Below are 13,402 nucleotides of genomic sequence, written 5' to 3'. Positions count from 1 at the left end.
TACGCCTCCCTCCTACTATATTTTACCTTACTCCATATGTTAGAATAACAAAAACATCAGAAAATACGAATAAATTGGGTGTAATTGATGAAAAAATTTATTATCGGAACAATAGTAAGTGTTTTATTGTTAACATTAGCAGTTGGTATTCAACAAGGCTTACTATTTGCTAAGCCTCTCCCCTATGACGATGAGCAACTTGGCTTAGATACACAAATTACGATTCATTTAAGTCATGTTGTAGCTGAGAATACACCAAAAGGACAAGCGGCAAGTAAATTCGCCGAGCTTGTTGAGGAAAAAACGAATGGTAAGTTGAAGGTACACGTCTACCCAAACTCCTCCTTGTTTAATGATAAAAACGAGTTTCAGGCTTTGCAAAATGGAGAAGTAGAAATGATTATCCCCACTTTCTCAAAGATGACATCCTATATACTAAATTGGCAGGTTCTTGATTTACCTTACCTTTTTAATACGGATGATGAAGTGCATGAAGTACTTACAGGTTCGATTGGTGATCAATTGTTAAGTGAGCTTAAACCTTTTCATATAAAAGGACTGGGCTTTTGGCATAATGGCTTTAAACATTTAACCTCTGTCGATCAACCTATTCATACATTTGAAGATTTAAAAGGCTTACGTATCCGGACAATGCCAAGTGAAACCCTTGAAAAGCAATTCGAGGCTGTTGGGGCTACACCAATCCCGACCTCCTTTAGCGAGGTTTTTACTGATTTAGAATCGAATACCATTGATGCTCAGGAAAATACAGCATCCAATATATATTCTAAAGGTTTCTATAAAGTGCAGAAACATATGACATTATCTAAGCATGGCATTTTAGGATATGCCGTTTTAATTAACGACAAGTTTTGGAAATCTCTACCTACAGAAATCCAAAAACAGATTATGGAGGCTATGAAAGAAACAACAGACTGGCAATTTGAACAAGCTGTAGAAATGAACGAAGAAGATTTGCAAAAACTTAAGCAGCAGGATAACTTTGAGATCTATACGATGAGCAATAAGGAACGCCAACGCTTTAAAGAAAAACTAGCACCTGTTTATGATTTTTATAGAAACAATGTACAAGAAAACGATGTTTTATCAGAAATCGAAAAAATTGTTTCCCCTTAAAGTATTTCTACACTGCGGGATCAATGCTTCTGTTCATTAATGATAAAATCCTCACTAGCGTGGGGATTTTTTTCTTTTGTATTATAATAGATTCTAAAATTGCAAAACTACTATAAAACAGCCGCAAACCCTTGCTATCACTAGTTTTATCAATCTACCAGCTGAAAATGAACAAAATGAACAATAGAAACTTTACGATCATAAAAACTATTGTCGGAAAATTTCAGCTAAGATAACCTCATGAAAGCGTTCACATAATATTCATAAATAGTGTTAGGGGAGAACTTTATGCGTATAAATTTCAAAAATTTAACTGTACAAGTACTGATTGCTATTGTGCTAGGTATTATTGTAGGTGCTACGTTCCCAGAGTTCGGAGCGAAGTTGAAAATATTAGCTGATATTTTTATAAAATTAATTAAGATGTTAATAGCTCCTATCATTTTCTTAACAGTTGTTATTGGAATTGGTAGTATGGGCGATGTAAAAAAAGTTGGTAAAATTGGCGGGAAGGCATTAATCTATTTTGAAATTGTCTCTACTTTCGCACTAGCAATCGGCTTAATCGTTGTCAATATTGTACAACCCGGTAAAGGCTTTAATACAGAGGCTGCAAACGGTGCAGATGTTTCCCAATATACAGAGGCAGCTGCCGCTACGGAGCATGGTATTGGTGCATTTATTATGCAAATTATACCTGATAATGTCGTCGGAGCACTTGCAAATGGAGAGTTATTACCTGTTTTATTTTCAGCTGTTTTATTCGGCATAGCTGCTGCTGCTATTGGTGAACCAGCTAAACCAGTTATTAAATTTTTCGAACAAGTAGCAGATATATTCTTTAAAATTGTTAATATAGTCATGAAGGTTTCCCCGATTGGTGCATTTGGCGCTATGAGCTACACAATCGGAAACTTCGGTCTTAAATCACTAGGAAACTTAGGATTTTTAATGCTTTCCGTTTATATTACAATGTTTATCTTTATCGTAGTCATCATTGGTCTTATTACACGTTACTTTGGATTCAGTATCTTTAAGTTTATTAAATATATTAAAGATGAAATTTTTATCGTTATTGGGACATCATCATCAGAATCTGCTCTACCTTCGATGATGCGCAAATTAGAAAACTATGGTTGCTCTAAACAAGTCGTTGGTCTTGTCATTCCAACGGGGTACTCCTTTAACTTAGATGGGACGTCCATTTACTTATCTATGGCGGCTATTTTTATCGCACAAGCTTATGGGGTTGATTTAGATGTTTGGCATCAAATTACATTGCTTGCTATTTTAATGCTAACATCTAAAGGTGCGGCCGGTGTAACAGGCTCAGGCTTTATTACACTCGCTGCAACATTAGCAGCATTCCCAATGATTCCAGTAGAAGGGATTGCCCTTTTAATCGGGGTCGACCGCTTTATGTCAGAGGCTCGTGCAGTTACCAACTTAATTGGTAATGGTGTAGCAACAGTTGTCGTTTCAAAAATGGAAAAAGAATTCGATCCAGAGCAGGAAAAACGTGCTCTTGCAGGAGAAGTCACACCTCAATAATAAAATTAAAGGCTGACTGATCGTGAAAATTTCACATTATCGATCAGCCTTTTTCATTGATTAATTATGTCTCGACATAATTGATCCCTTTGGATGTACCTCTTTACCTGTTTATCAAAATTTTTGTTAAAGTTGAAACCTGAAGTAAATCATTTCCGTATAGTAAGTAGATTGGAGGCTTTTTTATGACTACATTTACTCTTACATACCCAAAAGCTTTCGAAAGCTTTTCAAATATCCCTATTGTGAATGAACAAAATGAGACGGTTTGTGTGCTACAAAAGGTTGAACGTTCATCAGTAGGAAAAGTAATCAATGCTGTAATGCTAGTTGCTGCACAACAGTCATTACCACATCGATATGAAACACGAACTACTTTAGGGGCATCTCTTTTTCAAGTGCAATCTACACTATTAACAAAGGGAGTTAGCCATCAGCTTATTATGCCAGATGGATCCATTTTACCGATACAAAGGAAGACGGTTCAACTACTTGAATCTTCCTACTCTTTTACAATGGATGGACTCGCTTTTCGCTTTGAAAAGGATTTTACCTCAACCGCCTATTTATATTGTAACGATGAAAAAATAGCAAGCGCTAGTAATATAGAAACTGAACTTGTGCGTACTGGTATATCTTTTAAGCTTATTAACTCTGACGATATGCTCTTTGTTGCTTTGCTAGCAACTTTGTATCAGGCGTTATTCTCAATGAATAATTAGGTAGGTTTATCATCATAGAGTGGGGTTGATTTCCGTTCCAACTGGGCGCTTTGCCGCTGTCGCGAGAGCAAAGCTTCCTGGGGGCGTCCAGTCTCCACTCCAATCAACATATATACATAACATATGGTTTAATAAATGTCATCACCGATTTTGGATGATGAACAATAAAACTCCTATTGCTAGGATTTTTTGATATTAAAAATTATTAAGTAACTTATTTATTGCTTCTACGACTACTGAAGGGGCATCATTTTGTATGTAGTGCGCACTATTTTCAACAATAATAAATTCACTTTGAGTGGAAATTTGTAATATTTCCTTTTGCATTTTATTCCACAGTTCTTGAGATTCTTTAGTATAGTGATGTTTATTACCTGCTGAAAGAACAATTAACGGTATGTTTAATTTTATCTGATTGTCTTTTAATTGTTTTAAGCTTACCTTAAATTCTTTATAATTGCCTTCGTGTATAAATTGTTTTTTATAAGCCTCTTGAAATTCCCTTCTCATAGTTGGCAAGAATCTTTCTTGGTAATCCTCTGGAGTAGAATCAACTAACAACAATCCAGCAATGTCATTAGGATATTCACTCGCATATAATCTTGCGTTTACTCCACCAAATGAATGACCTACAAATATATACGGAGGGGCTATTTCCAATTTAGTAAGAAGCTCTTTCAGTTCCTTCACCATTTCTCGACTTGTTCTAGGATTTGAACTTTTCTCACTTTTACCAAGTCCAGCTCTATCGTAAACTAACACTTCTGTAAATGCTGAAACATCAGAGACTATAGAAATCCACCCTTTAGAATAATCACCATATCCCGCATCCATAACCACTGTAGGTTTACCATTTTTTTCACCTATCAATTTGGCATACAATTTAAAATCATTTATTGGTACAAACATTTCTTTAGACATATTATAGTTTCCTTTTTTATCTTAGACTTCATCGAATATTTAAGAACTGATATCTTAATAAAAGATCAGCCTTTTTTTATTTTCCACTACCGCTAGAATCATTCAATATATTCCGGGACACGAAATATTTTCGCTTTGTTTTGACCATTTTATGTCGTCCTTCTAAAAAAGGAGTACACTAAAGAGGTAGAAATACTATACATTCGGAGGCATTTAAAATGGATACAAAAGCAGCAGATATTAAAAATTTAATGACGTTAGATTTACTTGTTCAAATTCTAGAAGAACGCGGTATTATGACAGATCGAGAATTAAAAGAACGTCTTACAAATAACGTTAAGCTTTCATCTATGGATGCAGATTTAAAAGAAAAAGTTATTGAAGAAATTAAACATTAATGGAATGAATGGCATTTTAAAAAGGGGCCGCTTCCTAGTTAAAAAAATACTATAAGCGGCTTCCTTTTTATATATGCACTTTTAGTTCCTTCACATGTACAGCCGTTCCTGTAATCGAAATATTCAGTTTCCCCTCAACATTTTTCACGTGTACATGCACACGCCCATCTTTCTCAAGTTCCTGACCTTGTTCTACGGTAAGTGTTTTTGGTAATTGAGCTGCTCGATCGATATACTCTGCAAAATATGCCCCCATAACACCAGAGGCAGTACCTGTAGTTATATCTTCAATTGTTCCAGAATAAGGTGATGAAAAATGTCTTGCGTGCATATCTGCATTCTTATCAAATGCCTCTAAGCAAAAAGGATGGACGGATGCTTTTGGCATTTCGTCAAGGATATCCGGAAAATTTGCATTTGCGGAGTCATTTTTTCAAAGTATGATAAATTTTTTATAGGTACTATCAATGTCCAAATTCCTGTACTTCCATAGACTATCGGTAATTCAGGATGTATCGCTTCCTCTGTTAGTCCAATAGATTGTGCAAGCTTAGTTTTTGAACCGTTAAAGGCTTTAAATTGAGGTGCTGCATGTTGCATAGTAATATGAATTTTTCCTTTTTGTTCCTTTATCTCAATTTGGAGAATTCCTGCTTTCGTTTCAATAGTCAGTCTTGACTTATCTTCTAGTAAACCTTTTGTTTTAAGTGCATATATCGTTGCCATTGTTGCATGTCCGCATAAATCCATCTCATGCCCTGGCGTGAAATAACGTATACGTAAATCTGCTTTATCCGATTTTTGCGCAAAGGCTGTTTCATTGAAGCCCACCTGCTTAGCAATAGCCTGCATTTCTATTTCACTATATTGATCTCCCTCTACGACGACACCTGCTGGATTCCCCATATTAGGTATCGTACTAAACGCATCATAATGATGGACGGTAACAATTTTCATTTACTTTTCCCTTCCCTAATGTAAGCCATGTACATAAAAGCTAATTTAATTAGCGTGTACTACCAAGCCTTTCGAATGGCCACAATACAAAGCCTGCAGTTCCTAAAATTTTATCCTGCGAAATGAATCCGACATCTGGACTTCTACTATCTATGCTTCGTCGACGATTATCCCCAAGAACGAAAAAATGCCCCTCTGGTACAGTTATTTCTCCTAATTGTTCCTCTAGTGTGAAATCATATGTAAAATCGCCTTTATCAAGTAATTCTTCTTTATACTCAGTTAAATAAGGCTCGTCAAAAGCCTCCCCGTTTATATATAAAACATCATCTTTATAGGCTATATGATCTCCTGGTAAACCGATGATTCTTTTAATATAATTTTTATCTTCTTTTGTTTCAAAGACAATAACATCGAAGCGGTCATAATCGGAAATTCGCGGTCCCACTTTATTCACAATGACTTTATCTCCATTTTCAAAAGTCGGCTCCATTGAAGCACCTTTTACAACTACAGGAGATAGAATAAAATAACGTACACCCATTGTAAAAATGATTGCTAGCCCAATTGCTTTAAACCATGCCCAAAATTCACTCTTAGTTTGTTTTTGTGTCACACGTTACGCTCCCATCCTTCTTCTCTAATATCATAATCCCTTACATTAATAGATACGAGCAAATAACAGAAAAGTTCCATAATTAAGAATGCTATTAAGTATTTTGAATTATTTTCTCTATCATAAAAAGAATTAGCACAGAGAGTTTTTTAACAATAGAAAATATAAGAACATTAACACTCTTTTAAATATCATCTTATCTAAATTCAGGGAAACGACTACTCAGCCATACGTCTCTATATGTATAAAAAAAGCAATATGCACTTTTTACTGTACATATTGCTTAAGGCCTTTATCGAATTGTTTTTAATGCAGTTGCCCAAGGGATAAGTTGATCTAGCATTTGATTTACTGAATCTGCTTGCACTTCCTTTGGTTTAAATACTTTGCCGTTTTCGAAATCTGTAAATAAAGATAAAGCAGGATGGACACGAACATCCGCTACTAATAATTCGCCAAGAATTCCACGTAAATGTTCAGCCGCTCTTGCACCGCCAACAGAACCGTAAGAAACAATACCTGCCGCCTTATTATTCCATTCCACACGTAAGTAGTCTAATGCATTTTTTAATGCCCCAGTAATGGAATGGTTATACTCTGCAACGATAAATACAAACCCATCACATGCAGCAACTTTTTGTGACCATGTAGCTGCTCCTGAAGCATCTCCACCCGGCTCACCTAGAAATGGTAATTTAAAATCCGCGATATCAATAATTTCATATTCCGCATCACCGCGTTTTTCAGCTACTGCCTTTACCCATTCGCCAACTTGTGGGCTTAAACGACCCTCACGCGTACTACCTAATATTACCCCTATTTTCAACATGTTGTTCCCCCTTCACTCATCCCTCAAATTGTGACCAAATCATTCATTTGAACTAAAAGTGGTTCTCTTAGCCATGATGTACAGGAATCCATTTCTTTATTCAATACATGGATGGTTAATGAAACCATTGTTTTTTACTTCGAATTAAATTATCTTTAATACAAGATAAAAATATCATATATTTTTAAAAATTTCCAATAATTAAATTATTTTATTTTAATCGGTCTTTCTAATGCTGCAAGTTCATCCTCAATCGATGCATATTGTCTTTCTACAACATATTTTGCATCCGAGATAGCTACATTATAAATATGTGGAGCAATATTTTCCTTTACAAAGTCTAATACTCTTTCTGCTTCGAATTCCGTAATATCCTCATCACGATTATTATAGAAAAATCGTTGAATATCAGCTATTATTGTTTCTTGTTGTTCTTTTGTTAATCGAATAAACAATCCAAAACTCTCCTCTCATAGCAATTTATACTCACCTATCATAACACTCTAAAATTAATCCATGCATACACAAAAAGACTGAATTATATTTCACGATGTTGAAGAACTAATATGTCAATGAAGTTAAGGTGTCTTATTATATATAGCTCAATGGCAAAACGAGGGGTTGATTTCCGTTCCGACTTGGCGCTTTGTTGCTGACGCTTCGCTTTCGCACAGATAAAACATTTGCCGCTGACGCTTCGCTTTCGCGCAGAGCTTCCTGGGGGCGTCCGATGAGCCGCTTGGGCCAACAGGATGTTGGTCACGAAGGCGTTATCACAGGATGTGATGTTCTTAGCCTTCGTTCCCCTATTTGCTCGCTCCAGGGTCTCGGGCCAACACGATGTTGGTCACGAAGGCGTTATCACAGGACGTGATGGTTTTAGCCTTCGTTCCTATATTGCTAATCCCCAAGGAGTCGCCAAGCCTCCACTCCAATCAACTACTTCACATAGCATAAATTTTCTTGCATGTTTCTCTTATTTATAGTGATAAAACTAAACCTTAGCAATAGGGTTATATCTGTGCGAAAGCACAGCGACAGCAACAACAAAAGCGAAGGAAGCCACTCGACGCTCGCTCACAGGAAAGCAAGTAGCCCGGAACGGAAATCACCCTTATTTAAAAGCACAACATTCACCAAGATTTCCTTGAACATATTGTTTTTTTACATTAAAAAGACTGAATTATATTTAATACTATAATTCAGTCTTTTTATTATTACTGTTTACATTTAAATGAATAGTTTGTTGATAGAAAACTCTTTTCCTTTGAGACGATGGCTTCTCCACCGTCTTTTTCACATTGCTCGGTCATAGTATCAATTTTTTTGGCATTCATCGTATTCGTCATAAATGTCATCCCTACTCCAAACACAGCAATCAGCAAACCAATCATCATCCATAACTTGCCGGCTTTATTGCCAGCAGGTCTTTCACTTGCCACAACTATTCCCCTCTCTTACACGAATAAAAACGGTTCTGTATGAATAGTAGATTGTACAAAATCAACAGAATATTTTTTATCCTCACACATTCTTGCCATCTTTTTAGCTACTCCTGCAATCATCACTTTCTCCACATGATGTCCTGGATCTACGATTTGTAGACCAATTGCTTGAGCATCCTGGGCAGTATGGAAATACATATCTCCTGTTAAAAATACATCTGCCCCAGCACGTTTCGCAGAATAGATATATTTATTGCCGTCGCCACCGACAAGCGCAACTTTTTTCACCTTCGATTGTAAATCACCAACAACGCGGACAGCAGGCACGTCTAGCTGCTGTTTTACGAATTGCGTAAATTCATGAAGAGTCATTTCTTGTGGTAAATAACCAACTCGTCCTAAGCCCATTACATTTGTTTGCTGGTCTAAACGGATGATATCATAGGCAGGTTCTTCATATGGATGTGCATTTAACATTGCCTTTAATACACGTTTTTTTACAGATTCCGGAAATACCACTTCTACTTTTACTTCTTCTTCAACATGTAATTCACCAATAGAACCTACGTGTGGATTTGCACCTTCAAGTGCACGGAAACGTCCTTCTCCCAATGTAGTATAGCTACACGCTTCATAATCTCCAATGCGACCTGCTCCTGCCTTTGCTAATGCCTCACGTAAATCATTGGCATTTGCAGTCGGTATAAAAACTGCCAGCTTCAACATATTTTCCGCATATGTTTCTTCTAAAATAGAACGGTTTTCAAGCTGTAGAGCATCTGCTAGTAAGTCGTTAACACCGCCTTCAGCCACATCTAGATTCGTATGCGCTGCATAAACGGCAATATCATTTTTTATAAGTTTTTCATATAAACGCCCGGTTGGATTGTCAGTACGAATATTGGAAAGACGTCTGAAAATAGGTGGATGATGCGCTATTATTAGCTCGCATCCTTGAGCAATAGCCTCGTCTGCTACTGCTTCATTAACATCTAATGTGACTAATACTTTACTTACAGGTTTATTTAATGTACCGATCGCAAGACCAATTGGGTCATTTTCCATACAGGCTAGCTTTTTAGGCGACCATGATTCGAACAATTGTATAACTTCTTGACCGTTAACTGTTTTCATCTCACAGAACCCCTTCCACTAAATTGAGTAGAGCTACTAATTCTGCACGTTTTTCTTCAATTTCAGGTGTTTGATCTGCCCCTTCAATGGACTTTAATACACGTTGCCAATTTTCTTTTTCACGCGACCATTTTTTAATAAATGCTGGTGATTTTCGTTGCATTAATTTCGGCCCAAATGAAATTTCCGGTTCCGTTAACGTCATTGAGCTTCTTTGCAATACAAGAATTTCATAAATTTTTTCGTCTTCCTCTAAAATCTCTTCATCCTGTATTGCCCAATTATGTGCTAACGCCCACTCGCGAATCACTTTTGCATGAATATTCGGCTGCAAAATAAGTCTTGTTACACCATGTAATTTTTCTGGATGCTTCTCTAAAATAGAGACAATAAGAGGTCCACCCATTCCAGCAATAGTAACTGTATCTACATGGTCAGCTTCTTCAACAGCCGCTAAACCATTCGCAAGTCGTACTGTAATTTTTTCTGTTAAGCCTTCCTTTTGCACTTGTCCAACTGCTGATTCAAATGGTCCTTTCACAACTTCCCCTGCTATTGCATAAGAAGCAATACCTTTATGAATTAAGTAGCATGGTAAATATGCATGGTCGCTGCCAATATCGGCTACAACCGCACCAGTGGGAATAAATTTTGCTACTGTTTCTAATCGTTTTGATAATTTTTGTGCGTTCATTTTTTTACCGCCTGTCTAAAATAGTGTCCATCCTTAGTATGTATGATGTCGTGAAAAAAAACAAATGGAGTTGTCTCAAAAATTTTGAGCAACTCCATTTTTCATTTAATGAATGATGATAAATAAATTGTAGCTGTACCGATTACGATTAAACGCTTTCAGTACAGCTACTTTTTCAGACTATTTTAAAGTTGAAATGTACTTAGCGATTGCTTTTGCTTCCGCTTCGTTTTTCATGCCAGGCTCCATTGGAGTTCCTGGGATACCGTTTGTTAAAACATCTACGATATGCGCTTCATCTAAGCCGTGTAGATTAGGACCAAAAGCACCACTTAAGTCAGCACCGTGACAACTAATACAAGATTGTACTAATGCAGAATCATCAGTAGCTTCTGTTTTTTCGCCACCACCCTCTTTTTCAGCAGCGATTTCCTTTTTGTTCTCTGCGCCTGTTAAAGACATGAAGAAAATAAGACCAATACCAAATGCTAAAATTAGAATGTAAGGAACGACTGGATTGTTTTTCATATGTTTCCCCTCCTCATTTAAATCTACTTCTATGATAATATAGAATCAGTCAACATCTAATATTGTACTTCATTAACTATGAAACGAAAAGCCTATTCGCTAAGTTTTCCTTTGTTTGTAACAATTTCGACATTTCTGTAACTATTGGATAAAATATGTCTTGAAATCCCCAATATTTGCACATTCCAGTATTTTTTTAATAATTAATTTACATCCTTACTCGCTGTTATCTTTCCACTCTTTGCGCATTCATATACCAAGGAAATCAAAATATCTTTTTTTATATGTGTAGCTAAAAAGCTATACGATTATAGTCTTCACCAATAGAGCGTTTAAGTTAATGTAGGATAAATTACAGACACAATTTTGATACAAAAAAAAGAATCCGTTAGCTATTGGAAAGCAAACAGATTCTTGTCATTGTTAGCGAAACTATTTTACAAAATAAATTCTTATAATAAGTTTATGATATAATAGCTAATCAGTGCCAGTAAACCTAGGACACCTGAGACCGTGAAATAAAGTAGCTTCATTTTTAAACCTGACCAAAGCCAAACCCCACAGTTTGCTGCAATCAAGCAAAACAATGCAATATTATTCCCATTAAAATATGTAGTGTAAATTCGAATTGACATACTAAACAATAGAACAGCACCCATAAGATGAAAAATAGGGGCTAATAAATCATTTTTACTTGCCATTCTAAACGCCGTCAGAAATAACATCACAGCAGCTATTCCAACGACAACCGTTAAAATTATCATTAAGGATGATATTGTAAAATAAATAGACAGCAGTGTAATCATTGCAATACATATACATGCAATTACAAGTAGCAGCCTCCTCTTTTCTGAAGGTAATATTGCCTGTTTATGATGTACCGGTTCTAACTCCTCTACATCTGACCCCTCTGCATATAGAGCCGCTAAAAAATCACAGTAATGCTCTGGTAATAGCTTATTCTGCTTCCAAAACAATATCTCATTCAAGATTATTTTTTTCCGAGGATTTGTCATAGTGTATACTCCAAACATTGCTTAATAATGGTTGTTATTACAATTTTATCTTAAAATCTGTAAGAACACATCTGTATAAAGTAGCAAAAATAATACTAATTCATTAATTGCTCGATATAACATTTATCGAAAAAATATCTACTATGTTTAGTATGATCTAGGGAAAAAATGAAAAATTTTGTGTGGGTATTAACTTCGCTCTCACAGGTATTCTCCTATTTCATATGAATATAATAGTAGTCAGAAAAAAGGGCTATCCAATTAGTCATCACTAATTAGATAGCCCCAATTTTTTATCTTTATTCTAGGAAGTCTTTTAAACGTTTGCTACGAGAAGGGTGACGTAGCTTTCTAAGCGCCTTAGCTTCAATTTGGCGAATACGTTCACGTGTTACACCAAATACCTTCCCTACCTCTTCTAAAGTACGTGTGCGACCATCATCTAAACCGAAACGTAAGCGAAGGACATTTTCTTCACGGTCAGTTAATGTATCTAACACATCCTCTAATTGCTCTTTTAATAATTCATAAGCTGCATGGTCAGATGGAGATTGAGCTTCAGAATCCTCAATAAAGTCCCCTAAATGTGAATCATCTTCTTCTCCAATTGGTGTTTCAAGAGATACTGGTTCTTGTGCAATTTTTAAAATTTCACGTACTTTTTCAGGTGTTAAATCCATTTCCTCGCCAATTTCTTCTGGAGATGGCTCGCGACCTAAGTCTTGTAGTAATTGGCGTTGTACGCGAATTAATTTATTAATTGTTTCTACCATGTGCACTGGAATACGAATTGTACGTGCTTGGTCCGCAATTGCACGCGTAATTGCTTGGCGAATCCACCATGTTGCATAAGTGGAGAATTTAAAGCCTTTACGGTAGTCAAATTTCTCAACAGCCTTGATAAGCCCCATATTCCCCTCTTGAATTAAGTCAAGGAATAGCATTCCACGGCCAACATATCGCTTTGCAATAGATACAACCAGACGTAAGTTCGCTTCTGCTAGGCGTTTACGTGCTTCTTCGTCACCTTGCTCAATACGCTCAGCTAATGCGATTTCTTGCTCGGCAGAAAGTAAATCAACTCGACCAATTTCTTTTAAATACATGCGAACAGGGTCATTTATTTTAACACCTGGTGGTACACTCAAATCATTTAAATCGAAAGTCTCTTCGTTTGCTTCTTCTTTCATTAAGCTTTCTTCTTCAAACTCTTCTTTTCCAATGATTTGAATGTCTTTAGCCTTTTCAAGATCCTCAGCAAAGTGGAAAATCTCTTCGTTCTCCAATTCATAAGGCGCTAGTTTCTCTGAAATTTCTTTCATTGAAATTTCACCTTCTGTTTTTGCTTTTTCTTGTAGTATTTTTTTTGCTTCATCTAATGTAATTTCTACTTCTACCTCTTTTGAACGTTCTGACTTGTCCGCCATAAACCTTCCTCCTTCTAAACAACCGAA

General features: G+C 36.2%; 14 protein-coding genes and 1 pseudogene. 4 read left to right on the top strand and 11 right to left on the bottom strand.

The window, feature by feature from the left end:
• Positions 1-87: 87 nt before the first annotated feature.
• From ACZ11_RS03485 to ACZ11_RS03475, 3 genes are all read left to right on the top strand, one after another.
• On the top strand, positions 88-1,137 hold the full coding sequence (locus tag ACZ11_RS03485) for a TRAP transporter substrate-binding protein (protein ID WP_049663824.1): 1,050 nt from the start codon (positions 88-90) through the stop codon (positions 1,135-1,137).
• A gap of 288 nt (positions 1,138-1,425) precedes the next feature.
• A complete protein-coding gene (locus ACZ11_RS03480; protein WP_049663822.1) occupies positions 1,426-2,688 on the top strand; it encodes a dicarboxylate/amino acid:cation symporter in 1,263 nt (420 codons plus the stop codon).
• A gap of 185 nt (positions 2,689-2,873) precedes the next feature.
• Positions 2,874-3,410, top strand: coding sequence for a tubby C-terminal domain-like protein (locus ACZ11_RS03475; RefSeq protein ID WP_049663820.1), 537 nt, complete (start codon positions 2,874-2,876; stop codon positions 3,408-3,410).
• A 195-nt stretch (positions 3,411-3,605) separates the two neighbouring features.
• On the opposite strand, the gene ACZ11_RS03470 is transcribed toward ACZ11_RS03475, so the two are convergent.
• The gene (locus ACZ11_RS03470; RefSeq protein ID WP_049663819.1) at positions 3,606-4,331 is read right to left on the bottom strand and encodes an alpha/beta fold hydrolase; all 726 of its coding nucleotides are present in this window, start codon (positions 4,329-4,331) and stop codon (positions 3,606-3,608) included.
• A 218-nt stretch (positions 4,332-4,549) separates the two neighbouring features.
• On the opposite strand from ACZ11_RS03470, the gene ACZ11_RS03465 reads away from it, so the two are divergent.
• Positions 4,550-4,729, top strand: coding sequence for a hypothetical protein (locus ACZ11_RS03465; protein ID WP_049663817.1), 180 nt, complete (start codon positions 4,550-4,552; stop codon positions 4,727-4,729).
• Between the two features lie 67 nt (positions 4,730-4,796).
• Here ACZ11_RS03465 and ACZ11_RS03460 read toward each other — a convergent pair.
• The 10 genes and pseudogenes from ACZ11_RS03460 to rpoD all read right to left on the bottom strand — a co-directional run bounded on the left by ACZ11_RS03460 (position 4,797) and on the right by rpoD (position 13,375).
• Positions 4,797-5,686: pseudogene (locus ACZ11_RS03460) on the bottom strand (PhzF family phenazine biosynthesis isomerase).
• Between the two features lie 49 nt (positions 5,687-5,735).
• Positions 5,736-6,302 (bottom strand): signal peptidase I, encoded by a 567-nt coding sequence (gene lepB, locus ACZ11_RS03455; RefSeq protein ID WP_049663814.1) that lies wholly within the window; start codon positions 6,300-6,302, stop codon positions 5,736-5,738.
• 292 nt (positions 6,303-6,594) lie between these two features.
• The gene (locus tag ACZ11_RS03450) at positions 6,595-7,131 is read right to left on the bottom strand and encodes an NADPH-dependent FMN reductase (protein WP_049663813.1); all 537 of its coding nucleotides are present in this window, start codon (positions 7,129-7,131) and stop codon (positions 6,595-6,597) included.
• 206 nt (positions 7,132-7,337) lie between these two features.
• The gene (locus tag ACZ11_RS03445; protein WP_049663809.1) at positions 7,338-7,586 is read right to left on the bottom strand and encodes a DUF2164 domain-containing protein; all 249 of its coding nucleotides are present in this window, start codon (positions 7,584-7,586) and stop codon (positions 7,338-7,340) included.
• A gap of 762 nt (positions 7,587-8,348) precedes the next feature.
• On the bottom strand, positions 8,349-8,573 hold the full coding sequence (locus ACZ11_RS03440; protein ID WP_049663806.1) for a hypothetical protein: 225 nt from the start codon (positions 8,571-8,573) through the stop codon (positions 8,349-8,351).
• Positions 8,574-8,588: 15 nt separating this feature from the next.
• Positions 8,589-9,710, bottom strand: coding sequence for a Nif3-like dinuclear metal center hexameric protein (locus tag ACZ11_RS03435; RefSeq protein ID WP_049663805.1), 1,122 nt, complete (start codon positions 9,708-9,710; stop codon positions 8,589-8,591).
• Between the two features lies 1 nt (position 9,711).
• On the bottom strand, positions 9,712-10,404 hold the full coding sequence (locus ACZ11_RS03430) for a tRNA (adenine(22)-N(1))-methyltransferase (protein WP_049663803.1): 693 nt from the start codon (positions 10,402-10,404) through the stop codon (positions 9,712-9,714).
• A gap of 180 nt (positions 10,405-10,584) precedes the next feature.
• On the bottom strand, positions 10,585-10,932 hold the full coding sequence (locus ACZ11_RS03425) for a c-type cytochrome (RefSeq protein ID WP_049663800.1): 348 nt from the start codon (positions 10,930-10,932) through the stop codon (positions 10,585-10,587).
• A 452-nt stretch (positions 10,933-11,384) separates the two neighbouring features.
• On the bottom strand, positions 11,385-11,948 hold the full coding sequence (locus ACZ11_RS03420) for a hypothetical protein (RefSeq protein WP_049663798.1): 564 nt from the start codon (positions 11,946-11,948) through the stop codon (positions 11,385-11,387).
• Between the two features lie 299 nt (positions 11,949-12,247).
• Positions 12,248-13,375, bottom strand: a complete 1,128-nt coding sequence (gene rpoD, locus ACZ11_RS03415; RefSeq protein WP_049663796.1) for an RNA polymerase sigma factor RpoD — start codon at positions 13,373-13,375, stop codon at positions 12,248-12,250.
• Between the last annotated feature and the right edge of the window lie 27 nt (positions 13,376-13,402).

Source organism: Lysinibacillus xylanilyticus, from assembly GCF_001183605.1.
In the GTDB taxonomy this organism is placed as follows: Bacteria; Bacillota; Bacilli; order Bacillales_A; family Planococcaceae; genus Lysinibacillus; species Lysinibacillus xylanilyticus.
Note: the sequence above shows the minus strand (reverse complement) of the source record. Positions and strands in the feature narration are given on the sequence as shown.